The 17,994-nt window shown below is 73.1% G+C and carries 16 protein-coding genes; 2 read left to right on the top strand and 14 right to left on the bottom strand.

Features of this window, described 5'->3' with window-relative positions; translation table 11 throughout:
- Nucleotides 1-3: 3 nt before the first annotated feature.
- The 9 genes from ACZ6NZ_RS21435 to ACZ6NZ_RS21395 all read right to left on the bottom strand — a co-directional run bounded on the left by ACZ6NZ_RS21435 (nucleotide 4) and on the right by ACZ6NZ_RS21395 (nucleotide 9,004).
- Entirely contained in the window at nucleotides 4-831 is an 828-nt protein-coding gene (locus ACZ6NZ_RS21435; RefSeq protein ID WP_465859816.1) for a MerR family transcriptional regulator, read from the bottom strand.
- A gap of 55 nt (nucleotides 832-886) precedes the next feature.
- On the bottom strand, nucleotides 887-2,476 hold the full coding sequence (locus ACZ6NZ_RS21430) for an asparagine synthetase B family protein (protein WP_465859814.1): 1,590 nt from the start codon (nucleotides 2,474-2,476) through the stop codon (nucleotides 887-889).
- A gap of 4 nt (nucleotides 2,477-2,480) precedes the next feature.
- Nucleotides 2,481-3,449, bottom strand: coding sequence for a DUF5715 family protein (locus tag ACZ6NZ_RS21425; RefSeq protein ID WP_465859812.1), 969 nt, complete (start codon nucleotides 3,447-3,449; stop codon nucleotides 2,481-2,483).
- A gap of 526 nt (nucleotides 3,450-3,975) precedes the next feature.
- Nucleotides 3,976-4,773 carry an isocitrate lyase/PEP mutase family protein gene (locus tag ACZ6NZ_RS21420; RefSeq protein ID WP_465859810.1) on the bottom strand — a complete coding sequence of 266 codons (798 nt, stop codon included), beginning with the start codon at nucleotides 4,771-4,773 and terminating at the stop codon, nucleotides 3,976-3,978.
- Nucleotides 4,770-5,798: a cytochrome P450 gene (locus ACZ6NZ_RS21415; protein ID WP_465859809.1), complete on the bottom strand. Its 1,029-nt coding sequence runs from the start codon at nucleotides 5,796-5,798 to the stop codon at nucleotides 4,770-4,772. The genes ACZ6NZ_RS21420 and ACZ6NZ_RS21415 overlap by 4 nt, the downstream gene beginning before the upstream one ends.
- A gap of 72 nt (nucleotides 5,799-5,870) precedes the next feature.
- Entirely contained in the window at nucleotides 5,871-6,614 is a 744-nt protein-coding gene (locus tag ACZ6NZ_RS21410) for an ArsR/SmtB family transcription factor (protein ID WP_465859807.1), read from the bottom strand.
- A gap of 9 nt (nucleotides 6,615-6,623) precedes the next feature.
- On the bottom strand, nucleotides 6,624-7,145 hold the full coding sequence (locus ACZ6NZ_RS21405; RefSeq protein WP_465859805.1) for a 2'-5' RNA ligase family protein: 522 nt from the start codon (nucleotides 7,143-7,145) through the stop codon (nucleotides 6,624-6,626).
- Nucleotides 7,146-7,247: 102 nt separating this feature from the next.
- Complete coding sequence (locus ACZ6NZ_RS21400; protein WP_366612545.1) at nucleotides 7,248-7,853, bottom strand: response regulator transcription factor; 606 nt, start codon at nucleotides 7,851-7,853, stop codon at nucleotides 7,248-7,250.
- The gene (locus tag ACZ6NZ_RS21395) at nucleotides 7,850-9,004 is read right to left on the bottom strand and encodes a sensor histidine kinase (protein ID WP_465859803.1); all 1,155 of its coding nucleotides are present in this window, start codon (nucleotides 9,002-9,004) and stop codon (nucleotides 7,850-7,852) included. Before ACZ6NZ_RS21395 ends, ACZ6NZ_RS21400 begins: the two co-directional genes overlap by 4 nt.
- 132 nt (nucleotides 9,005-9,136) lie before the next feature.
- Here ACZ6NZ_RS21395 and ACZ6NZ_RS21390 point away from each other — a divergent pair, with 132 nt between their 5' ends.
- Together ACZ6NZ_RS21390 and ACZ6NZ_RS21385 are read left to right on the top strand one after the other, a co-directional pair.
- Entirely contained in the window at nucleotides 9,137-10,066 is a 930-nt protein-coding gene (locus ACZ6NZ_RS21390) for a hypothetical protein (RefSeq protein WP_465859802.1), read from the top strand.
- Nucleotides 10,067-10,171: 105 nt separating this feature from the next.
- Nucleotides 10,172-11,905 carry a DEAD/DEAH box helicase gene (locus ACZ6NZ_RS21385; protein WP_465859800.1) on the top strand — a complete coding sequence of 578 codons (1,734 nt, stop codon included), beginning with the start codon at nucleotides 10,172-10,174 and terminating at the stop codon, nucleotides 11,903-11,905.
- Between the two features lie 54 nt (nucleotides 11,906-11,959).
- Here ACZ6NZ_RS21385 and ACZ6NZ_RS21380 read toward each other — a convergent pair whose 3' ends face one another.
- The 5 genes from ACZ6NZ_RS21380 to ACZ6NZ_RS21360 all read right to left on the bottom strand — a co-directional run bounded on the left by ACZ6NZ_RS21380 (nucleotide 11,960) and on the right by ACZ6NZ_RS21360 (nucleotide 17,897).
- A complete protein-coding gene (locus ACZ6NZ_RS21380; protein WP_465859798.1) occupies nucleotides 11,960-13,138 on the bottom strand; it encodes a right-handed parallel beta-helix repeat-containing protein in 1,179 nt (392 codons plus the stop codon).
- A gap of 76 nt (nucleotides 13,139-13,214) precedes the next feature.
- Nucleotides 13,215-13,619, bottom strand: coding sequence for a DoxX family protein (locus tag ACZ6NZ_RS21375; RefSeq protein ID WP_465859797.1), 405 nt, complete (start codon nucleotides 13,617-13,619; stop codon nucleotides 13,215-13,217).
- A 128-nt stretch (nucleotides 13,620-13,747) separates the two neighbouring features.
- The gene (gene lon, locus ACZ6NZ_RS21370) at nucleotides 13,748-16,078 is read right to left on the bottom strand and encodes an endopeptidase La (RefSeq protein WP_465859795.1); all 2,331 of its coding nucleotides are present in this window, start codon (nucleotides 16,076-16,078) and stop codon (nucleotides 13,748-13,750) included.
- 134 nt (nucleotides 16,079-16,212) lie between these two features.
- Nucleotides 16,213-17,082 (bottom strand): manganese catalase, encoded by an 870-nt coding sequence (locus ACZ6NZ_RS21365; protein WP_366612551.1) that lies wholly within the window; start codon nucleotides 17,080-17,082, stop codon nucleotides 16,213-16,215.
- Nucleotides 17,083-17,165: 83 nt separating this feature from the next.
- The gene (locus ACZ6NZ_RS21360) at nucleotides 17,166-17,897 is read right to left on the bottom strand and encodes a sensor histidine kinase (RefSeq protein WP_465859792.1); all 732 of its coding nucleotides are present in this window, start codon (nucleotides 17,895-17,897) and stop codon (nucleotides 17,166-17,168) included.
- Nucleotides 17,898-17,994: the final 97 nt, after the last annotated feature.

Raw genomic sequence — 17,994 nt, 5'->3', positions numbered from 1 at the left:
CGCTCAGTCGCGGTACACCGCGACCTGAAGCTCGGTGACGCCCTTCTCCGGGGTGTCCGGGCTGTAGTCGAGGTAGACCTCCCGGGCGAAACCGTCGGTGCGGTAGCCGTTCTCCTCGATCCACCGGGCGAGCGCCTGCATGCTCGGCTCGACGTCGTCCATCGCCCCGTGATGGATGATCGTCGCGGCGGTACCTAGCTGCGGCAGGTCGCGCACCGTGACGTCGGGCGCCGCGGACGGCTCGGCGTCGACGAGCACACCGGCGTGGACGACGACAGCGTCACCGCCCGGGTCGACGGGCTCGTACCAGGCGATGCTCGGCCCCGTCGGGTTGACCCCGGCGGCGGCCAGCCGACGGAACAACTCCGGGTAGAGCGGCTGGATCACCGGGCCGATGTCCGCACCCTGGTAACTGGGCGCGACGGCGGTCAGCTCCGCCACGCGGACCGGCGCGATCTCCTTGAGGACGACGTCCTGGGTGGTCATCCGACCCTCCGACTCGATCATGCGGAGCCTCGCCTCGACGGCCGTGAGCCGGGCCGTGTCGGCGGCCAACTGCTCCGCCAGCTGGCTTCGGCGCAGCCGCAACATGCCGCGCAGCTCGGCCACGTCGACGGCGTCGTCGACGATCGAGCGCACCTGTTCGAGGGTCAGGCCCAACTCCTTGAGGGCGATCACCCGGTTGAGCCGGCGCAGCTGGTCGGCGCGGTAGAACCGGTAGCCGGTGTGCGGGTCGACGCTGGCCGGGGGCAGCAGACCGATGCTGTCGTAGTGGCGCAGCATCCGCACCGACACCCGGCCGAGTCTGGCGAAGTCTCCGATGGTGAACATGGCCCCCTCACACTCGTCCCTGACACCGTGTCAGAGTCAAGCTGCGGGGCAGCCGTCAGTGGCGGGCGGGGCGCGGGCCGACCAGCCGGCGGACCATCGGAGCGGCGTTCCACCTGGCCGCGCCGACCAGGTCGCGGGCGTGCTCCAGCACCGTGTAGTCGGTGCGGGTCAACCCGTCGGCGATGGCCCGGTCCAGGTCGTTGCCGCAGCGGCTCAGCACGGTGTCGAAGTCCCGACGGACCGGCTCCTGCAGGTCGTAGCCGAAGGAGCGGTGCAGCCGGGCGAAGAGCGGCTTGTACAGCCGGACCCGCTCGTGCAACCCCGACGAGTACGACATCGGGTTCTTCCGACGGCGGAGGATGTAGTCCGGCAGCACGTCGGCGAACGCCCGCCGGACGATCCACTTCTCCTGCCCGTCGCGCAGCTTCAGATCCACCGGCAACCGCATCGCCAGCTCCACCACGCTGAGGTCGAGAAACGGCACCCGGGCCTCCACGCCGTACGCCATCGCGGCCCGGTCGACGCGCTGCAACTCGGTGCGGCACAGGTTGCGGATGCGGTGCAGGAACAGTCGGCGGGCCGCCGCCGGGGCGACCCTGTGGTACATCGGGTACCCGCCGAACAGCTCGTCGGAGCCGTCGCCGGTCAGCACCACCTTGATGCCCAGATCGCGGAGCCGCCGGAAGATCGGCACCGAGACGACCGCGTTGATGATGTCGCCGTACTCGGTCAGCTCGGAGATCCGGATGGCCTCGCGGACGTCGGCGAGTCGGATGTCGCGCAGGCGCAGCTCGACCACCACGTGCGGCACGTCGAGGTCGGCGGCGAGCCGCCGGGCGTACGCCACGTCGGGGCTGTCCGCGACTCCGACGGTCACCGCGACGCAGTCCGGGTGGATGTCGCGGACCTGCCGCAGGGTCAACGAGCTGTCCAGGCCACCGGAGAGCACCACCCCGACGGTCAGGTCGGTCTCCACCCGCATCCGGATCGAGTCGCTGAGCGCGGCGCGGACCAGCAGCGCGGCCTCGTCCGGGTCGTCGATGACCGGCAGGCCGTCGGCGATGGTGAGCAGGTCGACGTACGGGCTCAGTCGTACCTGCCCGTCCGCCTCCGCCCAGCCGTGGTGCCCGGGCGGCACCTCGACGATCGGGGCGCCGTGCCCGACGAGCGCCTTGACCTCGGAGGCGAGGTACAGGCAGCCGGGTCGACGGGACCAGTACAGCGGCTTGACCCCGAGCGGGTCGCGAGCCAGGTACGCCCGGCCGGTGGCCCGTTCGACGACCGCGAAGGCGTACTCGCCGCGCAGCCGGGTCACCGCCGCCTCACCCCACTGCTGGAACGCGGCCAGCAGCACCTCGGTGTCGCTCTCGGTGCGGAAGGCCTGCCCCAGGCGGGTCAGCTGCGCCCGCAACTCCCGGTGGTTGAAGATCTCCCCGTTGAAGCAGAGCAGCCACCGCTCGTCGGTCGACGTCCAGGGCTGCACCGCCCGGTCCCGGTCCACGATGCGCAGCCGCCGGGTGCCGGCGAGCAGCCCATTCTCAGACCGGGTCTCGGTGACCTCACCACGCGGGGCCAGGGCGGCGAGCATCCGCCGGAAGGTCGCCGGGTCGGCCTCGGGGCCGATGCTCAACGCGATGCCGCACACCGGCTCAGACCCCCATCTCAGCCTCGTACGACCGGCGGAGGCGACGCCGGGCGGTGGGCGCGAGACACAGGTGCCAGGCCTGCCCCTCGTCGATCACGTTCAGCTCACCGGCCTCCTGCCGGCTCAGCAGCAGTTCCGCCAGCGCCTCGCGCGCGCCGAAACGCTCGAACCAGGCCAACTCGACGTCGGCCGAGTAGCCGAGGCAGTGCCCGCTGGGCAGCATCGCGGCGTAGCCCAGACGGCGCAGCCGGTACTGGTGCTCGGCGCTGCGGACCAGGCTGGTCACCCAGAGCGGCGGGGTGGCCGGCGGCGCGACGGCGGTGAACTCCCGTCCGATGTCGTTGAGCAGCGCCACCACCTCACGCCGGGCGCGGCGGAACAGCAGCCCCGCGGTGCGCGGGGTGGCGTCGGGTCGCAGCCGGCGACGCAGCCCGCGGGCGGCCCGGCCCAGTATCGTGGCGGGCTGCTCCTGGTACCGGAAGCGCAGCAGGTCGCGGCGGCGCAGCCACTCCAGGTCGACCAGCTCGGGGCTGCCGTTGACCTGGTCGTCGGTGACGAACGTCGGCGCGTCCTGCCACCACAGCACGTCGATACGGGAGAGCAGGTAGATCCGGACCAGCGCGCTGAGGTCGGTCGCCGAGGTGCGGTCGTTCGGCTGGTAGCGGGCCATCTCCAGCAGCAACGTCTCGCGCGCGCCGATCAGCCCCTGCGGGGTGGCGTCGAGGACGGCGGCGAGCGCCGGTTCCCGCAGCCGCTCGTCGATGAGCACCTGCCGGGCCCGGGTGCTCGCCGCGTCGGCCAGCGCGCCGACCTCGACCAGCAGCTCGGCGACGGCGGCCCGGTAGGCGGACAGGTCGGGAGCGGGGGCGGAGACGCGGCGGGGGGTCGCACCGGAGGGTCGACGGCGGGCCGGAGCGGTGGGCGACGGAGGCGAACCGGGCTGCTGTCCCGGGCTTCGGCTGGGCACTCGCATGACGGGTCCCTCTCTCCGGTCACGGCACTGGGTAGGTTCGCCCTGAAACACACCGTAATCATCGGGACCGGAACGGACCGAACATTCCTCCTATCTCCCCTCGAAGGGTGCGCGCACGACGCACCGGCCCCGGGCGGTGCCATGTGGGTGTGGCGGCCTTTGGAGCTGATGCCGTCAACGAATCGCCACCGCCGCGCCCCGTCCTGGCGGCGGCCCGCCTGGGCAGACCACCTGAGCGCGAGCCCGAAGCCCAGAGCCCAGAGCCCGAAGCCCAGAGCCCGAAGCCCAGAGCCCAGAGCCCAGAGCCCAGAGCCCAGAGCCCGAAGCCCGAAGCCCGGAGCCTGAAGCCCGGAGCAAGCGGGCCCGTGATGTCACAAACGATTCAGCTCCAAAGGCGCCGACCGACCCATCACCCACCACTCACCGGGCTGTCCCGCGCGGGCCCGAACACGGCCCCGCCGGCGGGACGCAGAGCATGAGCCAAGCCCAGCACGCCACGCACCGTCGCGCGCTCAGGCCGCCGCTGTCAGTCGCCGCGCGTCGACACCAGGGTCTGCACCTCGGCGTACGACGGCAGGACGCCCGCAGCGGTGGACCCGCCGTCACGGACGGCGTCGGCGGCGGCGAGCGCGGCGCCCAGCGCGGCCCGGAACAGCAGCGAGCCGGTGCTGACCCGGGCCACCCCGGCCCCGCCCAACTCGGCCAGCCCTGGGCCGCCCGGCTGGTACAGCGCGTTGACCGGAGCGTCGATCCGCTCGGTGAGATCGCGCAGGGTGGCCAGGTCGGCGGTCCCGGGCACGAAGATCCCGTCGGCACCGGCCATCCGGTAGGCACGAGCGCGAGCGAGGGTCTGCGGCAGTGGGTCCTGCACCCCGAGCCACCAGGTGTCGGTGCGGGCGTTGACGAACAGCTCCGGCACCGCCGCCTTCACCGCCACGATCTTGGCAGCGGCGGCCTCAGTGTCGGCGAGGGTGCCATCGGCGCGCCCGTCCTCCAGGTTGATCCCGACCACGCCGACCCCGGCCAACTCCCTGACGTACTCGGCGACCTCGGCCGGGTCGTCGCTGAATCCGGCCTCCACGTCCACGCTGAGCAGCACCGGCAGCCGAGCCAGCCCGCGGGCCAGGGCGAGGGTCTGCGCCGCACTGGCCGCGACGCCGTCGGGCAGGCCGGCGGTCGCGGCGACCCCGAGGCTGGTGGTGCCGATGGCCGGATGTCCACGCGCGGCGAGCGCCGCCGCCGAGGCGTGGTCCCACGCGTTGGGCAACAGCAGGGGGCGGCCGGCGCGGTGCAGGGCGTGAAACGCGGCCCGACGTTCGATCATCGGACGCTCACCTCCAGGGTTGTCGGCACCCGCAGGGTCGGGTGCGGTTCGTGCCGCAACGGGTCCGGGCCGCGCCGGCAGCGTTCCCGCAGCACGTCGAGCACACCGGTGGCGAGCGCCAGCGCGTGCCGGTCGCCGGGACAACCCCGCTCCCCCGCCCCGAAGGTCAGCAGCCCGGCACCGGGCCGACCGGGCCGGAACGTCGCGGGTTCGCTGAACACCTGCGGGTCACGGTTGGCCGCGTCGAAGCGCAGCAGCACCGGGCTTCCGGCCGGCAGATCCTGCCCGCCCAGGCGTACCTCGTCGACGGTCACCCGTCGGGTGGCCCGGACCGGTGGGTCGAGGCGCAGCACCTCGGCCAGCAGGTCGGCGGTCCGTGCCGTGGTCGGCGCGCCATCCGGGGGCAGCAGGTGATGGGCGGCGGCGCCGATCAGGCCGGCGGTGGCATCACACGCCTGGACCAGCAGACCGATCAGGTTCGCCCGTACCTCCGGTGAACCCTGCGGCGCGAGCGCCAGCAGCGCCGTCACCGCCCGGTCGGCCCGCGCGGTCAGGGCCGGGTCCACCCCCGGGTGGTACGCCGCCGCGACGACCGCGACCGCCGTCCCGGCGGCTACCGGATCAGCGAAACCGAGGCGACCGGCCAACGTCCGCAGCGGCACCGGCCGGGCCAGTTCCCGCATCACGTCGACGCGGTGCTCGGCGCGGTGGAGAACGGCCACGGTCAGCCGCACCGCCTCCAAGCGCAGGTCGTCCGGGTCGAGCGGGGCCAGCGCGCGCACTGCGACCGCCCGACGGTCGGCGTGCCGCAGCGGTGGACTGAACCGGCTGACCGTGGCACGCAACCAGGCGAGGGTGCCGGGCGGACCGGTGTCGACGGCCGGCACCTGGAACGCCGGGTCGGTGAGCGCCGCCCGCACGTCGGCGTGCCGGGTCACCCACCAACCGCGCTCCGGTTCGAACGAGGGCGGTCCACACGACGGTGTTCCCGGGGCGGGCGCGATGGGCGGCCAGTTGTCAGTCACCGCCCGACCCTAGGGCGCGAACCGTTCGCCCCGGACCGAACGATCCCGCCATGGTCACCCGCTGCTCGCCGGTCAGGCGCGACCGCTCGTGGGCGACGGGACCACCGGCGGGTCGAGGGTGTGTTCGGGGATGGCGAGCGCGGCGGCCAGGCCGGGGCGGCCGGTGGGAGTGAGACGGACGGCGCGGCCGATGCCCTGGCTGATCCAGCCCAACTCGGTGAAGCGGCGGCAGAGCGCCGCGCCGAGCGCCCCGGCCAGGTGCGGGCGGCGTTCGGTCCAGTCCAGACAGTCGCGGACCACCGGGCGGCGGGCGGCGCGCAGCGCGTCCACGGGTACGCCCAAGCCGGCTGCCCAGGCCCACCCGTCGGGCGTGAGCGCCAAGCCACTGGCCCGGTCGAGTCGGCGCTCGCTGAGCATCGCGTCGTACATCAGCACGCCCAGCCGCCCGGCGAGGTGGTCGTAGCAGGTCCGGGCGTACGCCAGGGAAGCGCTCGCGGTCGCCGCGCGCAGCGACCCGGTCGGTGTGGGCGTGGCCGGGGCGTGCCCGGCCAGGTCCTCGATGAGCTGGGCGACCGACGGCCCGGCCAGCCGCAGGTAACGGTGGCGGCCCTGCCGTTCCTCGACGAGCAGCCCACCGCGGACGAGTCGGGTGAGATGGTCGCTGGCCGTCGACGGGGCGACACCGGCGCGCCGGGCCAGCTCACCGGCGGTCCATGCCCGCCCGTCGAGCAGGGCCAGACACATCCCGGCGCGGGTGCCGTCGGCCAGCAGGGCCGCCAGCTCGGCCATCCCCCGACCGTCGGTGCCAACGCTCATCGCCCCAGTCTAGGAAGGCAGTCGGGTCAGCGCGGTCACCGAGCGGTCCGTGCCGTCGTAACTGCGGGCGGCGTCGAAGTCGCCGGTCGGGCGCTGCCCACCGGCGACGGCACGCGCCAACCGCAGGTCGGCGTCGCGGAACCGCAGGGCCAGGCTCAGGTGCGGCACCCAGGCGTCGGGCGCGTGCCACGGGCGGTGTCCGTCGGCATCGGCGAGAACGTCCCAGGCGGCGGCGTGCAGCGCGGTCAGCGCCGGAGTGGGTCGGACGAGCCAGACCAGTGGCGCGCTGCCGTCCAGGACGACGACCCGGTCGAGCGTCACCGGCACCGGCAGCGCGGCGTCGAACAGCTCGGCCAGGCGGTGCTCGACCCCCGGCGGGAACTCGTCGACGGCGGCGAGGGTGAGGTGCGGGCGGTTGGTGGGGTGGATGTTGCGGGCCAGGCTGGGCAGCCCGGCGGCGGCCAGGCGGCCCCAGACCGCCCGGACCGCGACCTCCAGGCCGGGCGAGCAGAGCAGTTCCACCGTACGCACGCGCCCACGGTAGCCGGACGTCCACGCCACCCCCGCGGCTTTCGAGATCAGCGCCGGAGAGTGCTCGCGGTCCTTCCCGCCGCGCGCCGCCGGTGTCGACGGTCAGAGCCAGCCGTTGTCCCGAGCGGTGCGGACGGCCTCGGCACGGTCGGCGACGCCGAGCTTCTGCACGGCGGCGGAGAGGTGGTTGCGCACGGTCCCGGTGGACAGGTGCACCCGACGGGCGATCACCGCGACCGGCGCGCCGACCTCCACCAGCCGCAGCGTCTCCAGTTCCCGAGGGGTCAGCGGGCACGGGGGCAGGGTCAACGCATCGGCGGCCAGCGACGGATCGACGTAGCGCCCTCCGGTGTGCACCCGGCGGACCACATCGGCGAGCGCCGCACCCGGTGAGCCCTTGGGCAGGAACCCACGGGCGCCGGCGGTCAACGCCTGGCGCAGGTGCCCGGGACGACCGTGCCCGGTCAGCACGACCACCGCGCACTCGGGTCGGACCCGGGTCAGCTCGGCGGCTACCGCGATGCCGTCCAGGCCGGGCATCTCCAGGTCCACCACTGCCACGTCCGGGCGGTGCGCCAGTGCCGCGCTGACGGCGGTCTTCCCGTCGGCGGCGTGCGCCACCACCTCGATGTCCGGTTCCAGGGCGAGCAGCGCGGCGACGGCGACCCGGATCAGGTCCTCGTCGTCGGCCAGCAGGACGCGGATCACGACGGCACCGGCACTGTGGCTTCGAGGGTGAAGATCGCGTCCTCCCGGCGTACCCGCAACTCGCCCCCGGCGGCGGCGAGCCGGTCGGCCAGCCCGCGCAGGCCGTGGCTGTGCGCGTCCGGGCCACGGCCGTCGACGCCGTCGTTGGCCACCGTCATCCTGGCCACGTCATCCTCCCGCTCGACGCGGATCCGGCACCAGTCGGCCCGGCTGTGCCGCAACACGTTGGTGCTCGCCTCGCGCAACACCGCCGCCAGCTCGACGGCGGCGGGCTGCGGCAGGTCCGCCGGCAGCGGCGCAACCGTGCACCGCACCCCGCAGGAGCGCAACACCCCCACCACCGCGGCGAGCTGTTCGTCGAGATCGACGGCCCGATAGCCGTGCACCGTCTCGCGTACCTCGCTCAGCGCGGAGGCGGCCAACCGTTGCACCTCGGCGGCCTCCCGTCCGGCTCGTTCCGGGTCGACCGGCGCGAGCCGGGCGGCGAGTTCGGCCTTCAACGCGATCACCGTGAGGCGGTGCCCCAGGACGTCGTGCACGTCGCGGGCGAAGCGCAGCCGTTCCTCGACGGCGGCCAGCCGGGCCTGGGCTGCCTGGCCCTGCCGGGCTTCCACGAGCAGGTCCCAGAACCAGACCTGGAACCCGTTGACGGCGGCGCCCGCCGCGCCGATCGCGCCGGTCACGGCGAGGTGGCGCGGCACCGAACCACCGGTCCACCAGGCCACCGCGACCGACACCGCGAGGACGCCGACCGCGACCGCCAGCGCGGCCCGCCACCGCACCAGCAGCGGCGTCATGCCGATCAGCGCCGCACCGAGCCAGGCCCAGGTCGGCCACCTGCCGGCCGCCACCGGGCCCACCAGCGGAACGGTCAGCACCGCCACCCCGACCAGGCTCAGCTCGGCCCGATGCCGCCAACGCGGGTCGAGCCACGGCGTCACGGCCGCGTACAGGACGACGGTCTGGGCGATCACGAAGGCGAGGATGCCGACCGCGCCGAGTGTCACCCGGCCCGGGTCGGGCTCGCGGGTCAGGCCGACCGCCGGTAGCAGGACGCTCGCCCACCCGCCGGTGGCCAGCGACACCAGCGTCGCCCGCCGGACGCGGCGCAGCCGGCGGTCCGCCCGCGGAGTCACCGCCTCGCTCGCCACGCACCGATCCTAGGACCGTCCCGCGCGTGGTCCACCCATGCGAACTGTCACGGTTGGGCCGTGCGGTCCGCACGGTTTTTCCGTGACGAACGGGTCTGCCGGCCACACCGGGGGCACCGGCAGGGTCGAGGCATGGAAAACACCCGGATGTACGCGGACGGCCGCACCGCCGTACCGTCGCCCGCGCCCCTGCCCACCGACGCGCCGGCCTCCTCGGCCCCGACACCGACCGCGGCGGCGCCGACCGCCGCGGCACCGGCCAGCAGCAGGCGGCGGCTGCTGTGGCACCTGGGCGAGATGGCCCTGGCGATGGTCGCCGGGATGCTGCTGCTCGGACCGTTGTGGGAGCTGGCCGGCGCGGCGCTGGGCGTGGGTGGCGCGCTGGCCCGGCCGGAGGTCGCCGCACTGGTGATGGCCACGAACATGACAGTGGGAATGACGGTGGTGATGCGCTACCGGGCGCACCGCTGGCACGCGGTCGCTGAGATGGCCGCCGCGATGTACGTCCCGTTCCTGCTGCTGCTCGTGCCGTTTCGGGCCGCGCTGATCGACGCCGACGCGCTGATGCTCGGCGGTCACCTGCTGATGGTCCCCGCGATGGTGCTGGTGGCCCTCCGGCACCGACACGAAGCCTCCGTGCCGGTACGCCGACACCCGGTCGTGGTGGCGCTCGCCCACCGCTGGCCGGCCGGGCTGGCGCTGCTGCTGACCGCGGACATGTGGGTCGACCCGGGCGTGCTCAGCCCGTGGACGATGCTGGTGCTGCCCGGCGGCTACCTGCTGATCGGCATGGCCCGCCGCACGCTGGGCGGGCGGGGCGTGCTCGCCACCCAACTCGCCGGCCTGGCCGTCTGGGTCGCCCTGACGCTGGTCGCGGTGCTGGCCGGTGGGCGGACCGCCGCCTGGCTGGTGGCGCTCGGGTGGTTGGCGCACGCCGGCTGGGACGTCGTGCACCACCGCAACCGCCGGGTGGTGCCACGCGGCTACGCCGAGTTCTGCGCGGTGCTCGACGTGGCCCTCGCCGCGGTGATGGTGCTGGCCATCCTGACCACCGACGCCTGACCGGGGCCGCCGCCAGGGTCGCCGAACAGCCGTGGCACGGGTTCGGGGACAGCTGTTGTGGCGGTCGCCGCAACGGCCCGGAGGGCATGATGAAAGGCTTGGCACATGAGTTCCGCACCTGCACAGCACGACGCACCGATCGACGCCACCCCCGACGGCACCGACGAGGTGAGCGCCTTCACCGAACTCGGGCTCCGCGCCGAGCTGCTGGGCGCGCTCGCCGCCCTCGGGTACGAGGAGCCGACCCCCATCCAGCGGGAGGCTATCCCACCGCTGCTGGAGGGTCGGGACCTGCTGGGGCAGGCAGCCACCGGCACCGGCAAGACGGCCGCGTTCGCGCTGCCGCTGCTGAACCTCATGGAGGCGCACCGACGGGGCGGCGACCCGGTGGCGCTGGTGCTGGTGCCGACCCGGGAGCTGGCGGTACAGGTCTCCGAGGCGTTCCACCGCTACGGCAAGGACCTGGGCGCGCGGGTGCTGCCGATCTACGGTGGGCAGCCGATCGGGCGGCAGTTGCGGGCACTGGACAGCGGCGTCGACGTGGTGGTGGCCACCCCGGGCCGGGCCCTCGACCACATCGCCCGGGGCACCCTGCGCCTCGGCGGGTTGGCCACGGTGGTGCTCGACGAGGCCGACGAGATGCTCGACATGGGCTTCGCCGAGGACATCGAGGCGATCCTGGAGCACGCTCCGACGCAGCGTCAGACGGTGCTCTTCTCGGCCACCATGCCCTCGCGCATCGACGGGATGGCCCGCCAGCACCTGCGCGAACCGGTGCGGATCGAGATCGGCCGGGAGCAGCCGGTCGCGGGTGAGGCGCCCCGGGTGCGGCAGAGCGCGTACATCGTGACCCGGGCGCACAAGCCGGCCGCGCTGGGTCGGGTGTTGGACGTGGAGTCCCCGACCGCGGCGATCGTGTTCTGCCGCAGCCGGGAGGAGGTCGACCGGTTGACCGAGACGATGAACGGCCGGGGCTACCGCTCCGAGGCGCTGCACGGTGGCATGAGCCAGGAGCAACGCGACCGGGTCATGGGCCGGCTGCGGGCGGGCACCGCGGACCTGCTGGTGGCCACCGACGTGGCGGCGCGTGGGCTGGACGTCGAGCAGTTGACCCACGTGGTCAACTACGACGTGCCGTCCGCTCCGGAGTCGTACGTGCACCGGATCGGTCGGGTGGGTCGGGCTGGCCGCGAGGGCGTGGCGATCACCCTCGCCGAGCCGCGCGAGCACCGGATGCTCAAGACCATCGAGCGGGTGACCGGCCAGCGGATCACCATCGACAAGATCCCCACCGTGGCCGACATGCGCACCCGGCGGCTGGAGCTGACCCAGGCGGCCCTGCGGGAGAGCCTGCTGGAGGACGACCTCGACCCGTTCCGGGTGATCGTGGAGACGCTGACCGACGAGTTCGACCTGATGGAGGTCGCCCTCGCCGCCGTGAAGCTGGCCCACGAGGTGACGTCGCCGGGCTCCGACGACGAGGAGGAGATTCCGCAGGCTCCGGTCCGTGGGTCGCGCGAGGGCCGACCGGAGGCCGGCGGCCGGGGCGGCGACCGGCGCAGCGGGGGCCGGCCGCGTTCCGGCGGCGGCAACACCGTCCAGGTCTTCGTCGGCCTGGGTCGACGCGCCGGGGTGCGCCCGCAGGATCTGGTCGGCGCGATCACCGGTGAGACCGGCATCCGCGGCCGGGACATCGGCTCGATCGAGATCGCCGACCGGTTCTCACTGGTGGAGGTGCCGCAGGGGGTGGCCGACGAGGTCATCTCCGGCTTGCGCTCCAGCACGATCAAGGGCCGCAAGGCCACCGTGCGCCGCGACCGCGGCGGCGACGAGCGCTGAAACGCGGTCGGCGAGGCGGCGGGAGAGACCGGGGCACCCGCCGCCCCGCCGGTGTCAGCCGATGTTTCCGTTGACCACGTTGTCGGCCCCGACCAACGACGCGCCACCGGAGCGGTGGTCGTACGCCCGCATCACGTTGTTGGTGACGATCCAGTTGTTGCTGGTGCCGACCGTCATGATCGGTCGGTCCTGGCGGCGGGGCGTCGCGTCGTCGTAGAACTGGTTGCCGATCACCTGGCACAGGTCGGCGTCGCGGCCGAGGATCCCGTTCGCGCCGTTGTCGTGGATGTCGAGCCCCATCACCCGGGTACGGCCGGATGAGGAGACCTCGATGCCGTTGGTGGCGTTGCGCCACAGCCGGCCGCCGATGAACTGGGTGCCCCAGACCTGCCGCAGGTCGGCACCGCTGCCGGTGCCACTCGTGCCGTTCGACTCCAGGTAGACGTTCTGGAAGATGTTCCGGTGGGCGGGCTCGCGCAGTTCCACGCCGTTGCCCCGGCAACCCCAGACATGCAGGTTGTCGAAGAAGCAGGCGCTGTCCAGCAGCCGTATCCCGGTCTGGCACTCACCGACCCAGACGTTGAGGAACTCGTTGTCGTACGCGACCTTGTTCACGAGGATGCCGACGCCGAGGCAGTCCTCGATGTTGATGTCGGTGATCTTGTTGGCGTGGGCGCTGGTCTCCGCGTCCTTGCCGAGGAACTGGATCGCGTGGCTGCCGGAGTTGCCGAAGTGCAGGTGGTGGAAGGTCGATCGGGGACCGCGGACGGTCAACAGCACGTTGGAGGTCCGCATGCCGTAGAAGTGCACGTTGGAGATCTGGTTGTACTTACCGCTGGAGACCAGGCGACCGGTGTAACCCGGGGCCGGCTGGATGATCGCGGCCCCGATGTTCTCACCGGTCCAGGTCACACTCGTCGGGAAGCGGACCTCCGATCCGAGACCGAGCGCGCCCACCGGTTGGAAGATCTCCCCGCCACCGGCCGGCAGCAGGTTCAGCGCCGTGGTGACCTTGTCCGACTCGTCACTGCCGTCGAGCCGGCAGCCGACCCGGGGGTCCCGGAGGCTGAGCGGGGCCTCCCGCACTGTCGTGACGGGCGGCGATCCCGCCTGTTCGGCACCGGCGAGGGTGGCCACCGTGGTCGCCACCGCGGCGCCCGCGCCACCGGCGAAGAGCACCCGCCGTCCCAACCGTCGGCTCGGCGGATCAGATGCGCTCACGATCGGTTCCATGCCTCTCCCCCGTTGAGTGCCACCTCGCGCGGCGGGCAGACTCTACTGTGCATTGTCGCGTGCTCGCCGACGCGACTCAGAGGGCGTACGGGCCGAAACGGCCCCAGGCCACCACGGCGGCGAGGACGAGCAGCACCGCGCAGGTGACCGCGCCCTGGATCTCGGTACGACGCCCCTGCTGGGTGGTCTGCTGCCTGCCGGCGCGCAGGTGCACCAGGAGGCCGCCGACCATGACGATGACCAGCCCGACGGCGGCGAGCGGGGTGAGCACTGTGGCGATGCCGGTGGCAGCGGGCAGGACGAGCCCGACGGCGGCCAGCAGCTCGACCGCGCCGAGCGACTTGACCTGCGACGGCGGGACCGGGTCCACCCACCGCATCACGTCACGCAACTTCTCCTTGGGCTGACTCAGCTTGGCCAACCCGGCGCCGGCGAAGACGGCGGCCAGCAGGAACTGAATGATCCAGAGCACCACGTTCACGGGGTTCCTCCAGGGGGCCGCCTCGCGGCGGAGAGGTGGGACGGCGCAGACGAGACAGTAGACCTCTCCCCGCGTACCGAAAGGGCCCCCACCGTCGGCAGACGGCGGGGGCCCGGATCGTCGGAGCGTCAGACCGCGAAGAGAGCCGGCCCGTCCAGCGTCTTCACGTCGGCCGGGCGCAGCGCCAGGGCGAGCACGTCGGCCACGTCGGCCAGGGTGTGCACGGTCAGCGCCTCGCGCACCTCGGTCGGCAGGTCGTCCAGGTCGGGCTCGTTGCGCGCCGGGATGATGACCTCGGTGAGGCCGGCCCGGTGCGCGGCCAGCAGCTTCTGCTTCACCCCACCGATCGGCAGCACCCGACCGGAGAGCGTCACCTCACCGGTCATCCCGAACTCGGGACGGACCGGGCGGCCGGTGACCAGCGACGCCAGGGCCGTGACCATGGTGATGCCGGCGCTCGGACCGTCCTTGGGAACCGCGCCCGCCGGGAAGTGGACGTGGATCCGGCGTCCCGCCAGAGCGTTCGGGTCGATGCCGAACCGCCGCCCGTTGGAGCGCAGGTAGGAGAGCGCGATCTGCGCCGACTCCTTCATCACGTCACCGAGCTGGCCGGTCAGGGTCAGCCCCGGCTCTCCCTCCATGCTGGTCGCCTCGATGAAGAGCACGTCCCCGCCGGCGCCGGTGACGGCGAGGCCGGTGGCCACGCCGGGCACCGCGGTGCGCTCGGCCGACTCCGGGGTGAACTTCGGCCGTCCCAGGTAGCGGGTGAGGTTGTCGGTGTCGACGCGTACCGGCGACGGATCGGTCGCCAGCGTCACCGCCACCTTGCGCAGGATCTTGGCGAGGCCACGTTCCAGCTGCCGGACCCCGGCCTCCCGGGTGTACTCCCCCGCGATCAGCGCCAACGCCTCGTCGGCGATCTCCACCTCGTCGGCGGTCAGCCCGGCCCGCTCCCGCTGCCGGGGCAGCAGGTGGTCGCGGGCGATGGAGACCTTCTCGTCCTCGGTGTACCCGTCCAGGGTGACCAGCTCCATCCGGTCCAGCAGGGGGCCGGGGATGGACTCCACCACGTTGGCGGTGGCCAGGAAGAGCACGTCGGACAGGTCGAGGTCGACCTCCAGGTAGTGGTCCCGGAAGGTGTGGTTCTGGGCCGGGTCGAGCACCTCCAGCAGGGCGGCGGCCGGGTCACCGGCGTAGCCGGCGGCCAGCTTGTCCACCTCGTCGAGGAGCACGACGGGGTTCATCGAACCGGCCTCGCGCAGCGCGCGGACGATCCGACCGGGCAGCGCCCCCACGTAGGTGCGCCGGTGCCCGCGGATCTCCGCCTCGTCGCGGACACCACCGAGCGAGACCCGGACGAAGTTGCGCCCGAGCGCCCGCGCCACGGACTCGCCGAGGCTGGTCTTACCCACTCCGGGAGGACCGGCGAGGGCGAGCACCGCGCCGGAACCGCGACCCCCGACCACGCCGAGGTTGCGCTCGGCGCGCCGGTTGCGCACCGCCAGGTACTCCAGGATGCGGTCCTTGACGTCGGCGAGGCCGGCGTGGTCGGCGTCGAGCACCGCGCGGGCCGCGGTCAGGTCGGTGTTGTCGTCGGTACGCGTGCCCCAGGGCATCTCGAGCACGGTGTCCAGCCAGGTACGGATCCAGCCCGCCTCCGGGGAGGCGTCACTGGCCCGCTCCAGCTTGCCGACCTCGCGCATGGCCGCCTCGCGGACCTTCTCCGGCAGCTCGGCGGCCTCGACGCGGGACCGGTAGTCGGCGGAGCCGTCCGGCTCGTCCTCGCCCAGCTCCTTGCGGATCGCGGCGAGCTGCTGGCGCAGCAGGAACTCGCGCTGGGACTTCTCCAGCCCCTCGCGGACGTCACTGTTGATCTGCTCGGTGACCTCCTGCTCGGCCAGGTAGTCCTTCACCCAGCCGACCAGCAGCTCCAGCCGGGCGGTGACGTCCGGGGCGGCCAGCAGCTCGGTCTTCTGCTCCAGCGTCAGCCAGGGCGCGTAACCGGCCGAGTCGGCCAGCTCGGAGAGGTCGGTCATGCGCTCCACCGCGTCGATGACCTGCCAGGCGCCCCGCTGTTGGAGCACGGAGGTCACCAGGGCGCGGTACTCGCGGGCGAGTTCGCGGGCCCGACCGGCGTGGGCGGGTTCGTCGAGTTCGGTCGCCTCGACCCAGAGGGCGGCGCCGGGGCCGGGCACGCCGGAGCCGATCCGGGCCCGGGACAGGCCACGGATGACGGCGGCGGGCTCGCCCTCGGGCAGGCGGCCGACCTTCTCGATGGTGGCGACCACGCCCACCGGGCCGTACTCGCCGTCGATGCGCGGCACGGCCAGCAGCTTGCGGTCGCCGGTCGCCCGCGCCGCGTCGATCGCGGCCTGGGTGGTGGGGTCGAGGGTCACCGGGATGACCATGCCGGGCAGCAGCACGGCGTCGGTCAGGGGAAGTACCGGAAGAGTTGCCATCGAACACCTCGCGTTAGTTGAGCGTGTCTCACTCAAGTAACAAAGCGTTCCCCTTGTTCCAAGCTGTGACCCAGGCCACTGCCGCACCCGGTCCGTCGGGTCGCCCAGGATAGGTGGACGACCCGACGGGCACCTCAGGTGAGCTTGCTCTTCACCGTGTTCACCACCGAGCCGGCCACTCCGGGGTTCGTGCCGTACAGACGAGGGTCACCCGGGGCCAGCACCGGTTCCGGCGCGTTCGCCCGCGGGTTGTCGTCGTACCGGAACTCGCCCTTGCCGTCCGGCGAGGGCCCGGACGCCCAGCGCCCCTGGGCGGCGTCGGTGCCTGAGGAGAAACCCAGGTAGGTGTAGCCGTACTCCTCGGTGAACTCGCCCGAGTCCGGAAACGCCTCCGGCACCGGCATCTCCTCCAGGCCGTCCTCCTTGAGCTGCTCGATCGCCGCCAGCCACATGTTCTGGTGCATCGTGTCGCGGGCCAGCAGGAAGCGCAGCATCTGCTTGACGCCCGGGTCGTCGGTCATGTGGAACAACCGGGCGACCTGGAGCCGACCCTGCGCCTCGGCGGTGACGTTGAGCTGGAAGTCGGCCAACAGGTTGCCGCTGGCGGTGATGAACGCGCCGTTCCAGGGCACCCCGTTGGAGTCGGTGGGCAGTGCGCCACCTCCGCCGTGGATGAAGTGCGCCGGATTCTCACCGGCGTAGGTCGCGGCGCCTCCGGGATCCTCCGCGATCCCCTCGGTCAGTGACAGCGGCGCGTTGTCCAACAGCCGGGTGATCATCGTGACGATCATCTCGACGTGGCCCATCTCCTCCGTGCCGACGTCGAGCAGCAGATCCTTGTACTTGCCGGGCAGTCGGCAGTTCCAACCCTGGAAGAGGTACTGGTTGGCGACCGTCATCTCGCCCCACTTGCCGCCCAACACCTCCTGCAACCGGCGGGCGAACGCCGCATCCGGGCCGTCCGGCTTGGCTTCGAACTGCAGATCCTTCACGTGGCTGAACATCCAACCTCCTCGGTACCGGAAACAGGTAGCGAGGCCGTTCCCGCCCCGCTGACCCGAGCGGGCCAACCGGTGTCCCGCCCGGGTCAGCGCACCGCGCGGGCCATCGGCAGCAGCACCTCCAACGCCACCCCGCGGGGCCGTAGCCGGTGCGCCCGCAGCGTTCCCCCGTCCGCCGCGACGAGCTGCCGCGCGATCCACAGGCCCAGACCGGACATCCCGACGGCCGGCGCCGGGCGCCGCAGCGCGACCAGCAGCGCATCGTCGACCCGACCCTCGTCGGTGACCAGGATGCTCAGGCTGGGGCCCCGCACCGTGGCGTACAGCCCGACCTGTCCGTCCGGCGGCCCGTGCCGCAACGCGTTCTGCACCAGGTTGACCAGTACCTGTCGGGTTCGTCCGGCCGGCACCGGGCAGGAGGCCGCCTCCCGGGTGGCCCGCGCCCGCCGACGGCCGAGCGGCACCAGCGCGGCCGCCTCCCGCAGGATGCCCGCCAGCGCGACGGCCGGCTCCGGCTGCGGAGTCGGCGTCAGCACGCCGGTGCCGGCGGTCGCGTCGCGCAGCAGGCTCTGCAGGTGGGCGGCCTGGTCGCGGGCCAGCGCACTGAGTGCCCGCCGGTCGTCCCCGGTCAGCTCCCGACGCTCGTCGGCCAACGCGCGGGTCAACGAGGTCAGGGTGCTGATCGGCGTCCGGAACTCGTGACACAGCACCCGCAGCAGCAGCTCCGAATCGGCCGCCGTCGGTCGTCTCCCGCCCGGTGTCGGCTCAATGGGGCGCAACCCTCGCAGCAGGTCCCGCAAACCATGCCGTACGCGCATCCACCCGAGTCCTCTCGTTCGGTGCGAACCCGCATGATCGGTACCCGCTGGGGAACGGCGCAGACATGCCGGGAGCCTCCACCTTGCGACTCGTCGT

The organism is Micromonospora sp. NPDC047756 (assembly GCF_055587245.1).
The sequence above is the reverse complement of the archived record's forward strand: the minus strand, read 5'-3'. Positions and strand labels throughout refer to the sequence as shown.